General features: G+C 34.7%; 17 protein-coding genes. 7 read left to right on the top strand and 10 right to left on the bottom strand.

The genetic code is table 11. The annotated features are described in order from the left end of the window. Positions 1-499 precede the first annotated feature (499 nt). The 5 genes from V7719_RS09985 to purN form a co-directional block, all read right to left on the bottom strand. Positions 500-2398 carry an amidophosphoribosyltransferase gene (locus V7719_RS09985; protein ID WP_335729760.1) on the bottom strand — a complete coding sequence of 633 codons (1899 nt, stop codon included), beginning with the start codon at positions 2396-2398 and terminating at the stop codon, positions 500-502. An 89-nt stretch (positions 2399-2487) separates the two neighbouring features. After that, complete coding sequence (locus V7719_RS09980; protein WP_335729759.1) at positions 2488-3414, bottom strand: PfkB family carbohydrate kinase; 927 nt, start codon at positions 3412-3414, stop codon at positions 2488-2490. Between the two features lie 54 nt (positions 3415-3468). Further along, complete coding sequence (locus tag V7719_RS09975) at positions 3469-4107, bottom strand: ribonuclease H family protein (protein WP_335729758.1); 639 nt, start codon at positions 4105-4107, stop codon at positions 3469-3471. Between the two features lie 13 nt (positions 4108-4120). After that, the gene (locus tag V7719_RS09970) at positions 4121-4816 is read right to left on the bottom strand and encodes a cyclase family protein (protein WP_335729757.1); all 696 of its coding nucleotides are present in this window, start codon (positions 4814-4816) and stop codon (positions 4121-4123) included. 4 nt (positions 4817-4820) lie between these two features. After that, positions 4821-5390: a phosphoribosylglycinamide formyltransferase gene (gene purN, locus V7719_RS09965; RefSeq protein ID WP_335729756.1), complete on the bottom strand. Its 570-nt coding sequence runs from the start codon at positions 5388-5390 to the stop codon at positions 4821-4823. Positions 5391-5576: 186 nt separating this feature from the next. On the opposite strand from purN, the gene V7719_RS09960 reads away from it, so the two are divergent. The 5 genes from V7719_RS09960 (at position 5577) to pyk (ending at position 9883) form a co-directional block, all read left to right on the top strand. Beyond that, positions 5577-5810: an acyl carrier protein gene (locus V7719_RS09960; RefSeq protein WP_008269813.1), complete on the top strand. Its 234-nt coding sequence runs from the start codon at positions 5577-5579 to the stop codon at positions 5808-5810. Positions 5811-5824: 14 nt separating this feature from the next. Further along, on the top strand, positions 5825-7075 hold the full coding sequence (fabF, locus tag V7719_RS09955) for a beta-ketoacyl-ACP synthase II (protein ID WP_335729755.1): 1251 nt from the start codon (positions 5825-5827) through the stop codon (positions 7073-7075). Positions 7076-7082: 7 nt separating this feature from the next. Next, positions 7083-7826 (top strand): ribonuclease III, encoded by a 744-nt coding sequence (gene rnc, locus V7719_RS09950; RefSeq protein ID WP_335729754.1) that lies wholly within the window; start codon positions 7083-7085, stop codon positions 7824-7826. A gap of 132 nt (positions 7827-7958) precedes the next feature. Continuing rightward, positions 7959-8441 (top strand): IPExxxVDY family protein, encoded by a 483-nt coding sequence (locus tag V7719_RS09945; protein WP_335729753.1) that lies wholly within the window; start codon positions 7959-7961, stop codon positions 8439-8441. Next, positions 8441-9883 (top strand): pyruvate kinase, encoded by a 1443-nt coding sequence (pyk, locus tag V7719_RS09940; RefSeq protein WP_335729752.1) that lies wholly within the window; start codon positions 8441-8443, stop codon positions 9881-9883. The genes V7719_RS09945 and pyk overlap by 1 nt, the downstream gene beginning before the upstream one ends. 148 nt (positions 9884-10031) lie before the next feature. Here pyk and V7719_RS09935 read toward each other — a convergent pair whose 3' ends face one another. Beyond that, positions 10032-11036: a TolB family protein gene (locus tag V7719_RS09935; RefSeq protein ID WP_335729751.1), complete on the bottom strand. Its 1005-nt coding sequence runs from the start codon at positions 11034-11036 to the stop codon at positions 10032-10034. Positions 11037-11128: 92 nt separating this feature from the next. After that, the gene (gene dinB / locus V7719_RS09930) at positions 11129-12241 is read right to left on the bottom strand and encodes a DNA polymerase IV (RefSeq protein ID WP_335729750.1); all 1113 of its coding nucleotides are present in this window, start codon (positions 12239-12241) and stop codon (positions 11129-11131) included. Between the two features lie 124 nt (positions 12242-12365). Between dinB and V7719_RS09925 the strand changes: the two genes are divergently transcribed. After that, on the top strand, positions 12366-12836 hold the full coding sequence (locus V7719_RS09925; protein WP_335729749.1) for a CYTH domain-containing protein: 471 nt from the start codon (positions 12366-12368) through the stop codon (positions 12834-12836). A gap of 47 nt (positions 12837-12883) precedes the next feature. Here the strand turns inward: V7719_RS09925 and V7719_RS09920 are convergent, their stop codons facing one another. Then, a complete protein-coding gene (locus V7719_RS09920) occupies positions 12884-13393 on the bottom strand; it encodes a heavy-metal-associated domain-containing protein (protein ID WP_335729748.1) in 510 nt (169 codons plus the stop codon). 93 nt (positions 13394-13486) lie between these two features. On the opposite strand from V7719_RS09920, the gene V7719_RS09915 reads away from it, so the two are divergent. Beyond that, positions 13487-14365, top strand: coding sequence for a DMT family transporter (locus V7719_RS09915; protein ID WP_335729747.1), 879 nt, complete (start codon positions 13487-13489; stop codon positions 14363-14365). Between the two features lie 55 nt (positions 14366-14420). On the opposite strand, the gene V7719_RS09910 is transcribed toward V7719_RS09915, so the two are convergent. Next, positions 14421-16466, bottom strand: a complete 2046-nt coding sequence (locus tag V7719_RS09910) for a M16 family metallopeptidase (protein WP_335729746.1) — start codon at positions 16464-16466, stop codon at positions 14421-14423. A gap of 11 nt (positions 16467-16477) precedes the next feature. Further along, positions 16478-17812 (bottom strand): M16 family metallopeptidase, encoded by a 1335-nt coding sequence (locus V7719_RS09905; protein WP_335729745.1) that lies wholly within the window; start codon positions 17810-17812, stop codon positions 16478-16480. Positions 17813-18131 lie beyond the last annotated feature (319 nt).

Below are 18131 nucleotides of genomic sequence, written 5' to 3'. Positions count from 1 at the left end.
GAATGGACTAAAAATGAAAAAAGCCGGACGAGAGTCCGACTTTTTTGCCCCAAATCTACCATAAACTTAACCTACTTATGTTATGGTGAAACAAATATAACAGCACTTTCATTTAATACTTTGATTTTTTAGACCAACGACGAATAAATTGGCTTAAACGAAAAAATAAGTGTTTCTGATGGTTGAACAGCTCAAAATAAACTTGAACTTTAGGTCATCCTATAAATGGATGGACTAACAATCAATCGTCAAAAAACTAAAAGAGAAGGAATTGGAAGTTTAACTTATTGAAGAATTAAAAAGTTATGTCAATAAAAAAAGGTGAACAGAAGTTCACCTTTTTTTGCCCCAAATCTACCATGAACTTAACCTACTTATGTTATGGTGATGCCAATGTATGTGTTTATTAGATAAGGTTTGTTAAATATTAGACGAACTACATTTTTATCAGATAAAAAGCAATTTTTTCAGGATAAAGTGCCGAAATCCAACCGTTTATCTAGTAGGCTCTTTCCTTGTTGCCTTCATAAAAATTAACAAAGGCCTTGTTAACCACTCGGTTACCTCCATCTGTTGGATAGTTTCCTGTGAAATACCAATCGCCTAAGTTTTTAGGACAAGCTTGATGCAAATTCTCTATAGGCTGAAAAATGGTCTTCACTTTTGCTTTTACAGTATCGTCAGAAATCAATTGAGCAATCTTATCTGAAATTTCATCAGCTGTAAATTCACGATATAAATCTTTGACAAAGTTTTTAACCTCTTTATCTTTTAATTCTAATTGAGCTTTACATTTATGATACACCTCTTCAATCATATAATACTTATCATTCTCCTTCAAAAGTTCAAGCATAGCTCTAAATGCAATAAGGCTTTCAAGATTTGCCATATCTATTCCGTAGCAATCCGGATAACGAATTTGAGGAGCTGAAGAAACTACAACAATCAGTTTCGGATTTAAACGATCCATCATTTTGATGATACTCTTTTTGAGCGTTGTGCCTCTAACAATACTATCATCAATTATAACTAAGTTGTCACTAGGTTTAATAACACCGTAAGTCACATCGTAAACGTGAGCCACTAAATCATCGCGACTACTATCTTCGGTTATAAAGGTTCTTAGCTTTACATCCTTGATGGCTATTTTTTCAATACGAGGCCTTTCAGAAAGTATTTCGGTTACATTTTCTGCAGAAAGTTTTCCATTACCATTTAATATAGCTTTTGTTTTTCGTTCGTTAAGGTGTTGCTCAACTGTTTCTATCATTCCGAAAAAAGATGTTTCCGCAGTATTTGGAATATAAGAAAACACCGTATTTTTAGTATCGTTATCGATAGCCTCTAATACTTTTGGCATCAATAATTTACCAAGGGTTTTTCGTTCCTGATAGATTTCGGCATCACTTCCTCGAGAAAAATAAATACGTTCAAACGAACAGGCTTTTCGTTCTAGAGGTTCTAGGATTTGCTCTATAAATACCTCTCCAGATTTTTTCGTGATAATAGCATGACCAGGTGCTAACTCTTTAACATCATCAAAATCAATATCAAAAGCGGTTTGAATTACTGGACGTTCTGATGCCACTACAACAATCTCTTCGTCTTCATAATAATATGCTGGACGAATACCAGACGGATCACGTAAAACAAACGAATCACCATGACCTAAAAGGCCAGCCATCGCATAACCACCATCCCAGTTTTTGGCCGCTTTCTTTAAGATTTTAGCAACATTGAGCCGTTCTGCAATTAATGGTGAACATTCACTTTTATTGTAACCTTCTTTTTTTAGTTTCTTATAGATTTTGGCGACAGCATCATCTAGGAAATGACCAATTTTTTCCATGATTGTAATGGTGTCTGCCTTTTCTTTTGGATGCTGACCTAATTCTACCAAGCCATCAAACAAATGATTTACATTGGTCATATTAAAGTTCCCAGCGACGATAAGGTTTCTGTGCATCCAGTTGTTTTGCCTTAAAAATGGATGAACACTCTCAACACTATTTTTTCCGAAAGTACCATAACGTACATGGCCTAGAAATAATTCGCCAACATAAGGAATATGTCGTTTTTGCAAGGCCACGTCATCTTGATATTCGGGATGTTCGGTAAGTTCGTCATTAATGCGTTCATTAATTTGAGCAAAAATATCTTGAATAGGTTGCTGAGCAATCGAGCGCACACGACTTATATATCGCTCTCCAGGTTTGGTGTCAAGTTTTATGCTTGCAAATCCAGCACCATCTTGTCCACGATTATGTTGCTTCTCCATAAGGAGGTACATTTTATTGACGCCATAAAACGCACTTCCGTATTTTTCTTTGTAATACTCTAATGGTTTTTTAAGTCTTATGAGTGCTATTCCGCATTCATGTTTTAAAGCATCGCTCATTGTTGTGTTGTTGTTTTTGCGTGTACCAAAATTATAAATTTGGGATTTAGTATTAATTAAAAAACGCGCTCAAATTTGAGCGCGTTGGTTTATGATAATTCTATATTAAATTGTGTGAGTTGTTTAAACTGCTGCATTCGTTTATGAACTTCTTCGTTTTCTAAATTCACCATGCGTTCTGTTCCAAATTTCTCTACACAAAATGATGCTAGTGTAGATCCATAGATAACAGCGTTTTTCATATTCTCAAAGGAGTAATCTTCTGTTTTTGCTAAGTAACCAGAAAATCCTCCAGCAAATGTATCACCTGCCCCTGTTGGATCAAATACTTCTTCCAAAGGTAAAGCAGGTGCATAGAACATATGGTCATCATGAAATAGTAATGCACCATGTTCTCCTTTTTTAATCACTACATATTTAGGTCCCATTTCATGAATCTTACGAGCAGCAACTACAAGAGAATATTCTCCAGTGAGTTGTCTTGCCTCTTCATCGTTTATGGTAATCACATCAATTTTCTTGATCACATTATGCAGGTCTTCAAGCGCACAATCCATCCAGAAGTTCATGGTATCTAAAATAACGAGTTTAGGTTTTGTCGTCATTTGTTCTAAAACGCCCAATTGTACTATTGGATGTAAATTACCTAACATGACAACTTCTGCATCTTTGTATGCTTCAGGAACAATAGGATTAAAATCAGCTAAAACATTTAACTCTGTAGCTAAGGTATCACGAGAGTTCATATCATTGTGATACTTACCACTCCAAAAGAAGGTTTTACCATCTTTTACGATTTCAACTCCATCAATATTGATGTTTTTGTCGGTTAATAAATCTAAATATTTTTGTGGAAAATCACCACCTACAACAGAAACTGCAGCGGTATCAACATTAAAATGTGAAGCTGCTAGACCAATAAAGGTCGCCGCACCACCAAGAATTTTGTCGGTTTTACCAAAAGGTGTTTCAATAGCGTCAAAAGCTACGGTTCCTACGATAACTAATTTGCTCATAAAGCTTTTAAAATTTGCTGCAAATATACATTTTTTAAGGACTAAAAAACGAATTTATTTTCGACCAAAATCTGCAGGAATTTCGCCCCAAGCTTTAGTCTCCCATTTTACTACAGTTGTGTTGTAGGAATTGCTTTTTAACCAATCGACAGCGCGATCAACCAATTCAAACAAGGCTTTATTTTTCTCATTGCGTTCTAGTTTGGTGTTGCAGATTTTTTTTCTAACCCAACTCATAGCCGTTCTAGAATCAGTATATAAGATGCGATCACTATTGTGTTTTTTTAGAAAACCCAACCCATGCACCAATGCTAGAAACTCCCCTAAATTATTGGTGCCTTCAGGAAATGGACCTTGTATAAAAAGTTGCTTTTTTGTTTTAGTATCTACACCACGATATTCCATAATACCAGGGTTTCCAGAAGACGCGGCATCAACAGCTATGGAATTATAATTTGGCTGTCCAATTTTTTTGAGTTGTACTGCGGAAAGTTCGCTAGTAAATGATTTGTTTTTACCTATGTAATCAAAATAGTTGCCCTCCAATGCTTTATTTGCAGCATCAAACGTGGCGAACGATTTATATTGTGCACCTTGAAAATCTTTAATTTGCGCTTTGCAGGCGTTCCAAGATTCAAAAACGCCTGTGTGATGACCTTTCCAAACGGTATAATATTTTTTTTTCTTTGACATTTATAAACTAAAGCTAGGTTTCAAATATTGCGACAGCTCTAACAGGAGAACCTGTTCCGCCTTTAATTTTAAGAGGCAATCCAATAAATCGAAATCTATGTCGCCCAATTAATTTATATAGATTTATCATGTTTTCATAATGTGTAAATCTTAGTTCGCCACAAATATGATGAACCTCTTTATTTGAAATCCCCGAAACTCCAGGAGACATCGTTTCCACACCGAAAGCAGATATGTTTTTATGACCTAACCATCTAGCGGCATCGGCACTAACTCCTGGTCCTTTATTCCAATTTTTAGTTCCAAATGCTTTTCTATAATGATCAGTATATATTAATACAGTATCGTTTTTTAATATTTTTAAATCTTGTTTTTTGCAAGCTTCTTCAATATCGCTTACTTCGATTAATTCTCTAAATGATTTATGTGAGAGGTCCAAGCATATGCCTTCAGTATAAAACATTGACAATGGCATTTTATCTATGGATTGACCTTCATGTTTTTTGGCCATATGATTAATAGCATCTACATGAGTCCCAGTGTGCTCTCCAAGTTCTAGTTTATGAACAGCAGGTGTTCTAGTTGTAGCTTCAAAATCCCCATCCCATTCTTCATGTGTATTATGAATCGACATTTTAACCTGTGGTAGGTCCTTGTAAACAGGCATACCCTCATATATTTCTTGACTTAAATCAATAATTTCGGTCATAGTCTTATTCTGAAATTAAAAGTTCTTCTACCACTTTCGGAAAGTATTCCATCTCCAACTCATGGATTTTATCTGCTACATCTTGAGCAGAATCAGTATCGAGTACAGCACATTTCGACTGAAAAATAATGGCACCTTCATCATAATGCGCATTCACATAATGAATGGTGATGCCTGTTTCAGATTCTTTATTGGCAACAACGGCGTCATGAACATGCTTACCATACATGCCTTTGCCACCATATTTTGGAAGCAGAGCAGGATGGATATTAATCACTTTATTTGGAAAATGGCTTAGAATTGCTTCAGGAAATTTCCAAAGAAAACCCGCTAAAACGATCAAATCTGGTTTGGCCGATTTTAAAATATCTAATACATCATCGGTTTCAGTAAATGCTATTTTATTGAATGACAGCGCACTAACATTTAATTTTTTGGCGCGTTCTAAAACTTTGGCGTGAGAATTGTTAGTGAGTACCTGAATAACAGAAGCATTTTCTCTGTTGTGAAAAAACTTAATTAAATTTTCAGCATTAGTTCCACTTCCGGACGCAAAGATTACAATACGTTTCATTTACAGATAAAATAGGTTAGATTATTCAGAAACAAAAAAAAGAATAATAATTAACAATTAGTGCGTAAAAGATAAATTCTTCAAAGTAATTTTAGTAAATTACAGACACATTTTTAAATTAAAGGGGTGTATTGAAATAAAGTTTTTTTATTTTTGCAAACTAATTAAAACTTAAAATTAAAAATTATGTCAGACATTGCATCAAGAGTAAAAGCGATTATCGTAGACAAATTGGGAGTTGATGAGAACGAAGTTGTTACTGAAGCGAGCTTCACAAACGATTTAGGAGCAGATTCATTAGACACTGTCGAGTTAATCATGGAATTTGAAAAGGAATTCGATATTCAAATCCCAGATGACCAAGCTGAAAACATTGCAACAGTTGGTCAAGCGATCTCTTATATAGAAGAAGCAAAATAATCCAATAAATCTTTATGGAATTAAAGCGAGTAGTAGTTACCGGTCTAGGAGCACTTACACCTATAGGCAATACCAAAGATGAATATTGGGAAGCACTTATTAGTGGTAAAAGTGGTGCTGCGCCTATAACATATTTTGATACTGAAAAGTTCAAAACAAAATTCGCTTGTGAATTAAAAGGCTTTACCGCTACCGATTTTCTTGATAGAAAAGAGGCTCGTAAAATGGATAGATTTACACAGTATGCTATGGTTGCTTCAGATGAGGCGATTGCAGATTCTAAGTTAGATCTAGATAAAGTAAACAAATTACGAGTAGGTGTTATTTGGGGCGCAGGAATTGGAGGCTTGGAAACATTTCAAAATGAGGTATTAAATTACGCAGATGGAGATGGTACGCCAAGATTTAATCCGTTCTTTATCCCAAAAATGATTGCCGATATTGCACCAGGGAACATATCTATCAAGCATGGATTCATGGGGCCCAATTACACAACGGTATCTGCTTGTGCTTCTTCGGCTAATGCTATGTTCGATTCATTAAATATGATTCGTTTGGGTCATTGCGATGTAATCGTTACAGGAGGAAGTGAAGCAGCAGTAACTATTGCGGGAATGGGTGGTTTTAATGCCATGCATGCTCTATCAACAAGAAATGAAAGCCCAGAAACAGCCTCTAGACCCTTTGATGCTACCAGAGATGGTTTTGTATTAGGCGAAGGAGCAGGAGCTATTATTCTTGAAGATTATGAGCACGCAAAAGCTAGAGGAGCTAAAATTTATGCTGAAGTATTAGGAGGTGGTTTATCTTCTGATGCGTATCATATGACAGCGCCTCATCCTGATGGAATTGGAGTTATTGCTGTAATGAAAAATTGTTTAGAAAATGCGGGTATCAAACCTGAAGAAGTTGATCATATCAACACGCATGGTACATCAACACCTCTTGGAGATGTTGCTGAACTAAAAGCGATTTCTGAAGTGTTTGGAGACCACGCAAAAAACATCAATATTAACTCAACGAAGTCCATGACAGGACACTTATTAGGAGCTGCAGGCGCTATTGAGTCTATTGCATCAATTTTAGCAATGGAACATGGTATTGTGCCTCCAACAATAAATCACAAAGTCGTAGATGAGAATATTGATCCGAAACTTAATTTAACATTAAATAAAGCACAAAAAAGAGACGTTAAAGTTGCTATGAGTAATACGTTTGGATTTGGCGGTCACAACGCTTGTGTATTATTTAAAAAAATAGATTGAATCCCGAATGAGTTTCATTCGTAACATACTAAAAAATTCCCGTACTCATAAAGACGGGAATTTTTTTTTATTACTGAACGTTATTCTAGGCTATAAGGTCAAGAATAAGTCCCTTTATATCAAGGCATTTACCCATCGTTCTATGAATATCAAGGACGAAAAAGGGAATGCAATTAACTACGAGCGATTGGAGTTTGTAGGAGACGCCATGTTAAGTGCCGTTATTGCTTCTTATTTATTTGAAGAAGTACCTCATGGAGATGAAGGTTATCTAACAAAAATGCGCTCTAAAGTGGTGAGTAGAGAGCATCTTAATGAGTTGGGTAAAGAGCTTAATCTGATAGATTTAATAGAAAGTAAAATTCCAAAATCAAACTTCGGAAACAATATTCACGGTAACCTTTTTGAATCTTTGGTAGGTGCCATTTATCTAGATAAGGGCTATAAGTACTGCGAAAAATTCATCCATAAACGTATTATTACACCTCATGTGGATATTGAAACGTTAGAAGGTCGAGTTATCAGCTATAAGAGCTTGTTAATCGAATGGTGTCAGAAAGAAAAGAAAACCTTTGATTATAACGTTTATGAAGATACTGGAAATGATGATTTAAAGCATTTTTCTGTTAAGTTATCAATTGACGATAAAGTGATTTCCAAGGCAAGAGCCACTTCAAAAAAGAAAGCTGAGGAAAAGGCATCCAAACGTGCGTTTTTTGCATTTCAGCGAGAAATAAGCAAAGTGTTTTAAGTTTGTATTTCTTTTTTAAATTTAACTTGCTAACTACAACGTTTTCGTTGTTGTGGGTGCTATAAGATTAACCAAAACTTCACAAATAGATAGCTTTTATATAGTATCTTTACAACTTGTAGTTGATTAATTATGGCATTACACAAATTAGTTGTTGACGATTTTTATGATGCTTCTTTTTCACTTCTAGCTATTCACTGTAGTCTAGAAGATTATCGTTTGGCTTATCTTCTCAATAAACATTTAGAACTTAATTTAGAACGTAAAGCAAAAGATTTAGACTACAATTATTTTGCAGCGTCCTTTTCTATTTACGAATGGGGAAACACAAAGTTTGATATCGTTTGGAATTTGGTTTCAAACGTCTGTAAAAAGGAAGAAGCTTCGCTCCAAAGTTCTGGGTCATTGTTTCAAAACTCATCTACAGTGACAAGAACCTTTAACTTATTACCAGAATTAAAAACAGTAGATTACCTTATTAAAGTATCCAACGAACACAGGAATTTTAATGAGAAACTAATCATAAACAAGATACAATCTATACCTCAAGTCATTACCACTTATAGTGTAGATATCGATCAGATAAAATCTAAAGACCACCTAATTTTTGATTAATGTTAAGAACGAAAAAAACCAAAATAGTAGCCACCTTAGGACCAGCAACAAGTAGTAAAGAAGTGCTTAAAGGCATGTTGGAAGAAGGCGCCAATGTATTTAGAATCAACTTTTCGCATGCAGATTATAAAGATGTAGAAGAACGCGTTAAAATGATTAGAGACCTCAACGAAGAGTTTGGTTATAATGCCTCTATTCTTGCCGATTTGCAAGGACCAAAATTAAGAGTTGGCGTTATGAAAGGTGAGGTTATTGTCAATGAAGGCGACGAAATTATTTTTGCTACAGGTGAACGTTTTGAAGGCACAAAAGATCGTGTTTACATGACTTATGATAAATTCCCGCAAGACGCAAAGCCGGGAGAGAGAGTTCTTTTGGATGACGGTAAACTAATTTTTGAAGTGGTCTCTACCGATAAAAAATCGGAAGTTAAAACACGTGTTATTCAAGGTGGACCTTTACGTTCTAAAAAAGGTGTTAACCTTCCCAATACTGATATATCGCAACCTGCTTTAACTGAAAAAGATATTGAAGATGCTATTTTTGCTTGTAGTTTACAAGTGGATTGGATGGCATTGTCTTTCGTGCGTCACGCCGAAGATTTAATGCAACTCGAAGAATTAATCAAAGAGCATAGTGATCAAAAAATTCCAATTATTGCCAAAATAGAAAAGCCAGAAGCTGTAGAAAATATCGATAAGATTGTCGCCTATTGTGATGGATTGATGGTTGCTCGTGGTGATTTAGGTGTAGAAATTCCTGCCGAAGAAGTGCCTTTAATTCAGAAGCAACTAGTACTAAGAGCTAAACGTGCTAGAATTCCGGTAATTATTGCGACCCAAATGATGGAGACAATGATTACAAGCTTAACACCAACACGTGCTGAGGTAAATGATGTTGCTAATTCTGTTATGGATGGTGCAGATGCAGTGATGTTGTCTGGAGAAACGTCTGTTGGAAAATATCCAGTTCAGGTGATTCGTCAAATGGCAAATATTATAAGAAGCGTTGAAGATTCAGATTTAATTCAGGTTCCACAATCGCCTCCACATATCAAAACCAAGCGTTACATTACAAAATCTATTTGTTATCATGCCGCTAATATGGCAAACGAAATTAGTGCTAAAGCTATCTCTACATTAACGAATAGTGGTTATACAGCATTTCAAATTTCGGCTTGGCGACCTAGTGCTCATATTTTAGTATTTACGTCTAACAAACGAATCTTAACTCAGCTGAGTTTACTTTGGGGCGTTGAAGCATTTTACTATGACAAATTTGTGAGTACAGACGAAACTATCGAAGACGTAAATGCTATTGCTTGCAAAAAGGGTTATCTAGAAGTAGGAGACATGCTTATTAGTTTAGCAGCGATGCCTATTCAAGATAAAGGAATGGTAAATACCTTACGAGTATCTGAAATTACAACCTGTAGTTTTTAAAAGTTGGGCGTTACCACAAGGGTCGCGCTTTCCACTATATCTTTTTACTTTTTCTCGATACAATGCTTCTTTTAGTCGCATCACTCGAAATGATGTAAAAAGGATGCCGTTACAATCGCTAACGCGGAAATCACATTGTCCTATATATTTAGTTCTCAAATTTGCTAATCAAATCCTTAAAATCTGTCTTGTAAATCCGACTTGAGCCATTGTCATACCTGTTGATTTCGTTCATGAGTTCCTCAAAATTAGTATAGCCAGCATCTTTTTTATCGATGTGGCTTCTTCGGCTTGTTAAATATAGCGTTCCTGTTTCCTTATTTACAAACGGACAATACTCCATATATTTTGAATTGATCTCTTTTCCTAAGTTTTTTGCAGGAAGCCATTCACCATTTTCACGTTTACTGATATATAAATCACCACTACCAACACCACCTGATCTACGCCATCCACTAAATAAAATATAGGATTCGTCTGGAGCGACGTAAGCGTTAAATTCGGCGCCTTTGGTATTCACACCTTCACCTAGAGGCTCGGGTTCAGAATAGTTCCCATCCTTCCATTCACACATAAAGATATCATCCTGAGACTCCAACTCTTTTTTGATGGTTGTAAAATAGATGTTATTAGAATATGTTACTGAGGGATAAAACTCGTCTAAAGATGAATTTACAGGAGCTCCAATATTAATAGGTTCCGACCAATTTGCACCTAATTTGTCGCGCTGAACATACCAAATATCAAAATCCTTAACGATGGTACTATCCTTAGAAACAGGTCTGTTTGAAGCAAAATAGAGTTTTAATCCATCAGGGGAGAGGAAAGGTTCCAAGTCTTTATATTGACCAGAAAAGCTTGTTATTTTAGGTTCTTGCCAAGTATCATTGTCTTTTTGTACATGCATGATAACCGATAGCTCTCCAAAAGGGCTCAAGAGAGTAAAATAGGCTTCACTCTCTTTTGCAGAAATGGTAAAGTCTCTAACATTCGTAAACTGGGAAAATATGTTTGGAGCAAATGGGACAACAGCTCCTTTTTTATAGATAATCTCTGAAACACTGCTAATTTCTTTAAGGTCTTCTTTAATCTGTTGTGTTTTATTACAACCAAATAATACAAGACCAAACACAATAATAAATAGCTGTTTCATAAGGATTGATTTATGTTACAATGTATAAACTATCTTAATTAATAGAGATACATTAACATAATTTAGCACTTCGTACCATCTTCAAAATACAATTAGAAATCAAACCTTAATTGTACACTTACGCTTTTTTTGTCATCTACTTTAGGTTTCGCTTTTTTACCTTTATCGGTATTTAAATTTGATAACGAAATTCCTAGGAGACGTACTGAGTTATTTAGCTTTTCCTGATACAACAAGTTTTTAGCAGTTTCTAAAATCAAACTTTTATCGCTAACAAAATATGCTAAGGTCTTGCTTCGAGTTTGTAATGTAAAATCGCTGTATTTTATTTTTAAGGTGATGGTTTTTCCAGCGACATCATTTTTTTTGAGTCGCTTCGCGACTTCTTCAGCAATATGATCCAGTTTTTCGAGCATAAATATTTCCGAAGATAAATTTTCACTAAAGGTTCGTTCGGCAGCGAGTGATTTTCTAATACGATTAGGCTTGACTTCGCTGTTGTGAATCCCTCGAACCACCGAGTAATAGTAACGTCCAGATTTCCCGAAGTTTTTATCCAGATATTCTAAAGATTTTGACTTTAGATCTTGACCTGTAAAAATCCCCTTTTGGTACATTTTTTCAGCCGTAACCTTACCAACACCATAAAATTTCCGAATGTCTAAATCTTCTAAAAACTGAAGTACTTCTTCAGGATTTACGGTTTTTTGTCCGTTGGGTTTGTTATAATCACTAGCCACCTTTGCAATAAATTTATTGATAGAAATGCCGGCAGAAGCCATTAAACCTACTTCATTAAAAATACGTACTCTAATTTCTTGAGCGATTAAAGAAGCGCTCGGATTACCTTTTTTGTTTTTGGTAACATCCAGATAGGCTTCGTCGAGCGATAGTGGTTCGACTAGATCTGTATAATCATAGAAGATGCTTCGTATCTGTTTTGAAATTTCGGTATAACGAGCGAAATCGGTTTTTACGAAAATGAGTTCTGGACATAATTTAATGGCTAATCGTCCAGACATGGCACTTTTTACACCAAATTTTCGAGCCTCATAACTTGCAGCACTTATGACACCTCGAGTTTCACCACCTCCAACAGCAATTGGTTTTCCTATAAGCTCAGGATTATCCATTTGTGCCACAGACGCATAAAATGCATCCATGTCAACATGAATAATCTTTCTAATAGGTAATTCCTCTAGCATAGTGTAAATTTATGAATTCCTGCGAATGCAGGAATCTCATTTGTTGAGATTTATTAAAATATTAATTAGTACTCATTATTTTTGAGTGTTTTTAAATAGATTGCCGTTTTCACGGGAAGTAATCATGATAGAAATAGAACGTAAATTTTTAGTCGTTTCAGAAGATTTTAAAACAGAATCTTATAAACAAACTCGGATCATTCAAGGGTTTTTAAATACTAATCCTGAACGAACGGTTAGAGTTCGACTTAAAGGCGAAAGAGGTTATTTTACGGTAAAAGGAAAATCTACTAACGATGGCTTATCACGTTTTGAATGGGAAAAAGAGATTTTGAAAACTGATGCCGAAGATTTATTACAGCTCTGTGAAAAAGGAGTGATCGATAAGGTACGATACGAAGTAAAAGTTGGCGACCATTTGTATGAAGTTGATGTGTTTTCTGAAGATAATGAAGGTTTAATCATTGCTGAAGTCGAACTCAACCATGAAGATGAATCATTTGAAAAACCAGATTGGTTAGGTCAGGAAGTTACAGGAGATAAGCGTTATTACAATTCGCAGTTAAGCCTGAATCCTTTTAAATCTTGGACATAAAAAAACCACTCAAAATGAGTGGTTTTTTAACTATATAAATGTTACGGTTACGCTTTAGTAGCGCAACAGTCTTTTTTACAGTCTTTTTTGCAAGCTGCTTTTTCGGCATCCGTTTTGTTGGCACAAGCTTCTTTATCACAATCTGCTTTGCATACATGTTTTTCAGAAGAAAAAGAATCGACAGTTTTCATGTCTTTTACTTTATAAGTATCACCTGCTTTAGCTACTGCCTCTTCTAATGTTTTAGGAGTTACCATAGCTTCATCATACTCAACCATTGCAATTTCTTTTTCGAAATCTACTTTTGCAGATTTCACACCATCCATCTTAGCGATTTTCTTTTCGATAGTCTTTGCACAACCCATTGCACAAGTCATTCCTTCAATACCAAATTCTGCTTTAGCATAAGTGGCATTGGGATTTAGTTTTTTGGCAGCATTCGTATTAATTTCTGAAGTAGTCTCAATAGTTTTTACCTCAGGGCTTGTTTCACTCTTACAGGCAATCATTGATATAGAAATTAGCGCAATTGCCAATATATTTTGTAATGTCTTCATAGTTATTTAGAATAGATTTATAAACAAACTTAATAAATATTGATGTTTCTTGCATGAAAATTAACGAATTTTGTGAATTAGTTAAGATAACTTATGCAGAACACAACCAAAAAATGGGTCTATCTACTTATTTTATCGATAATCTGGGGTAGTTCTTTTGTTCTAATTAAGAAATCCTTACTAGGTTTAACTCCTTATCAATTAGGGGCATTACGAACAATCATTACCGGTATTTTTTTATTTGCTGTAGGTTTAAAAAGTTTAAAGGCCATTAATAAAAGAGAGTGGAAATGGATTGTCATTACTGGGTTTTTGGGGTCTTTTATTCCTGCCTTTTTATTCGCTATTGCTGAAACTGAAATTGACAGTGCTATAGCTTCAATTCTAAATTCTCTAGTACCTCTTAATACGGTGTTATTTGGTTTTGCCATTTTTAGAATAGCATCTACCAAGCGTCAAATACTGGGTGTAATAATTGGTTTTATTGGGACGAGTATATTGATATTAAAAGGAGCAGATTTAAATCCGAATCAAAATTATTTATACGCTGGTTATGTTATCATTGCTACTGTGATGTATGCTTTAAATGTGAATATTATAAAGAAGCATCTTCAAAACGTAAAACCGTTAGGTATTGCAACAGGCAACTATGTTGCTATTATGCTCCCAGCACTAGTTGTTTTATTGTTCACTGATTTTTTTTCTGAAAAGACCTATAGTAATTCACATTTTGAAATGGCAATGGTATACGTTGTTATTTTATCATTATTTGGAACTGCGCTCGCGAAGGTTTTGTTTAATAGTTTGGTTCAGATTTCCACACCTGTATTTGCCTCTTCAGTAACCTATTTAATGCCTATTGTAGCATTAGTTTGGGGATTATTGGACGGAGAAACTTTCGGCTTTATGCAAGTCATCGCTGGTGTCATTATTCTTCTGGGTGTTTACTTAGCGAACAAAAGACATGCATAAAAAAAAATCCGAAGCAATTGATGCTCCGGATTTTTATAATTAAGTGTATTATATCTTAGTCGAAATCGGCATCACTTACACCTTCGTTTACTTTAATTTCTTTTATTTTGAAATCAAAACGTCTAGGTCCCATTGTTTGACCAATAGTAAACGGGAATTTAATTCCGGCAACGTCTTTGTAATCTCCGTAGAACGTAGATTGAGCTCCAGCTTCACTAGTTTTAACCTCTTTAATTTTTAAACCCGTATCTACATTATAGTAGATAGTTGTTTTTTCATCTACATTGATTTTGTAAGCTTTCTCGCCATCAACCATTTCGATTTTTTCTAAAGTCACACCACCATTTAGATAGTTAACTTCAGGAAACGGAGAAGATTCTACTTGAGCTTCTTTTACTTCCTCTTCGGTCATGTCTTTCTTTTGTCCTTGTGAAAAAGAGTAACCTGTATTACCATCTAAAACCTGTTTTTGAGATTGCCCCATCACATTGATTTCTTGTAGCATTTGGTTTTTTACAGTTTTCTTCATTTCCAAATTCATCATCATACCTGGTTGTAATTCTGCTTCAGCAGTCATAAAAACCGAGTTTACTTTATCTAATGCAACTCTTCCACCAACAGCATCAATATAGGCTTGCATGACTTTAGAAGCATCCATATCTGCTGGCATTTCTATCTCATAAGAAGGCTTATCTGTTGCAGTAGCATATTTATCGTAGTATTTAATAGGAATACCTGTTTTTTCGAGGTTTTCTAATACTTCACTACCTTTTCCAATAACAACAATACGAGCATTTTCAGTTTTGAAATATTTATTAGCTACACGATTTACATCATCTGCAGTCACTGCATTAATCTTTTGTAAGTATGTTGTGTAAAAATCATCTGGAAGATCATTCAGCTTTATATTTAAAGCATAACGAGCAATAGTTTGAGGGCTTTCTAAAGCCAGCACAAAATCTCCAACATATTTAGCTTTCGCATTTTTAAGCATGTCTTGTTCAACAGGTTCTGTCTTAATACGATTAATCTCTTTTAAGGTATTAACTACAGCACTATCTGTAACCATATTTCTTACAGCTGCACCAGCTCTAAAACGAGAAGCGTATTTGTCTGTTCCAATACCTGATCTTGCTCCATAGGTGTAACCATGCTCTTCACGAAGATTCATGTTTAAGTAACTATTAAAACCTCCACCTAGAATTTTATTAGCAATCAATACAGAGTGGTAATCGTCGTCTTTCATTTCTAAATCCACGTTGTTAGTTAATGAAATGTTTGACTGAACCGCATTAGGCATATCCACAAAGTTGATTTGTGTGTATTGTGCATTAGGAGCCTCATTTGGAACTGTATAAGCAATTCCTACAGATTTTATCCATTTAGAAAAATGCTTTTCTATTTGTTTCTTAACATCTTTATACTTCACATCACCAACCACAACTAAATAAGCATTGTTCGGATTGAAATATTTTTCATAAAATGCAACAGCATCTCCGTAAGTCACATTATTTACTGTTTCTTCAGTAGTGAATTCGCCATAAGGATGATTTTTTCCATAAGCTAAGGCAGAACCAACTCTACCAGCAACAGCATCAACACTATTTGCTTCAGTTTTTAAACCGTCAATAAGCTTGGCTTTTTCTTTTCCAAATTCTTCTTCAGTTAATAATGGGTTGATTGCTGCATCTGCCATTAATTCTAAAATACGATCTGAGTATTTAGATAAAGAGCTAGCAAAACCACCTCTAAAACTAAAACTTAGTCTTGCCCCTAAAAAGTCCACTTCCTCGTTAAATTCATCCTTAGAGATGTTTTTAGTTCCATTACCTAGCATGGCTCCAATTAAACTCTCGACACCTCCTTTTTCTCCTACAGTCATTGGCTTATTGTCAATGGTTAATGAGTAAGATACTCTAGGTAGTTTATGGTTCTCTACAACTAAAACAGTGAGACCGTTTTTTAATGTAAATTCTTCAGGTTTCTCCAATGAAATTTTTGGAGCTGGACCTGGTTCTGGCATTTTAGATCGATCAACTTGTGCAGATGCACCAACCGACATTAAAAATGCTACTATTAATATTGATATTTTTAATTTCATGTGTTTATTTTTTAGTTGTCAGTTTTTTCTTTTGGCAAGTATTCTAATTCAACACGTTGATTAGGATTCAAGTAATTTTTTACAACATCTTGAATTTCTTGTCTAGTAATAGAACGATAGATATCAATTTCAGAGTTAATTAAATTGATATCATCATATAATACATAATTTCTTACCAAAGAATTTGCGATACCTTGAATGCTAGAATTTGAATTTACGAATCTGTTTTCAAATTTATTCTGAAGTTTCTGATAGTCTTTTTCTGAAATGAGTTCGTTTTGCATTTTTACGATTTCTTTATCCATTTCGGCAAGCAAATCATCCAGTGATGTTTCTCCTAAAGGCAATCCATAAATGGCGTATATACTATAATCCATTTGATCAATATTAATAGCGCCTACTTGAAGTGCCATTTTTTTCTCATCAACTATTTCCTTGTATAATTTAGATGTTTTACCATCACTTAAATATGCAGATACCATACTTAACACATAGGCATCACGTTCTTTAAAACCAGGTGTTCTGTATGCAGTTATAATTGCGGGAATTTGAATGTTACTATCGAAAAATTTTGCTTCGATAGTCTCTGTAATAGGATCTTCTTTTTGGAAGTTTCTTGTAGGGACTGGTCTGCTCTCAATATCTTTAAAGTATTTCTCAACCAATTTTTTAGCTTCTTTGCTATCAATATCACCAGCAACAACTAAAGCAGCATTGTTTGGTCCATACCAATCTTTAAAATATTTTTGAAATTCCTCTAAAGTAGACGCATCTAAATCTGCCATTTCACCAATATTCTTATTCTTGTAAGGGTGCTTGTTAAATAAATTCTCACTTACAGCAAACAAGAACTGTCCGTAAGGGGAGTTGTCATAGCGTAAACGTTTTTCTTCTTTAACTACTTCATTTTGTGTATCAACACCAACTTGATCAATCACTGGGTGCAACATGCGTTCTGATTCCATCCAAAGGCCTAATTCTAGATTGTTTGATGGGAATACTTCATAATAGTATGTTCTATCAAGAGACGTGTTGGCATTGTTGCTTCCGCCATTTGAAGATACAATTGTAAACCACTCTCCACGATCTATATTTTTGGTTCCTTCAAATAACAGGTGCTCAAAAAAGTGAGCAAAACCAGTACGAGGCGCTTCTGGGCTACCTCCTAAATCTTTTCCTCCAACATTATACATTACACCAACTGTTACTACAGGAGCCGTGTTATCTTGGTGTAAAATAACGTGAAGTCCGTTATCTAAGTCAAATTCTTCAAATTCAACCTGTTGAGCATTGGCCGAAAAGCCAACTAGCACCAAAGAGGCTAAAATTAATAGGCATTTTTTCATTGTGAGTTTGTTTTAAATTAATTGTGAGTTTGTTTTAATCTTTTCAACTAGTGTCATAAGTGCATCATTTTAAGAAAATGTTACACTATTCCACAAAAATAGCAAATAGCATTGCTTTTTTTAAATTTTCATATTAAAAAAAATCTTAAAACTTAGCTTTAAGGCGGTTAAAGCATTTTTTTTATTGGCGAACCCCCATTGTTTACTGTGATTACACAAAAAAGACAGAATCTATATCAAAACGTATAAATCGTTTGTAGATTAACTAATTAGAATGTATATTTGCACCCGCTTTCTGAATAGAAAGTACACATTTTGA

This window comes from Psychroserpens sp., assembly GCF_036960315.1.
GTDB lineage: Bacteria > Bacteroidota > Bacteroidia > Flavobacteriales > Flavobacteriaceae > Psychroserpens.
This window is presented reverse-complemented; position numbering and strand designations above follow the sequence as displayed.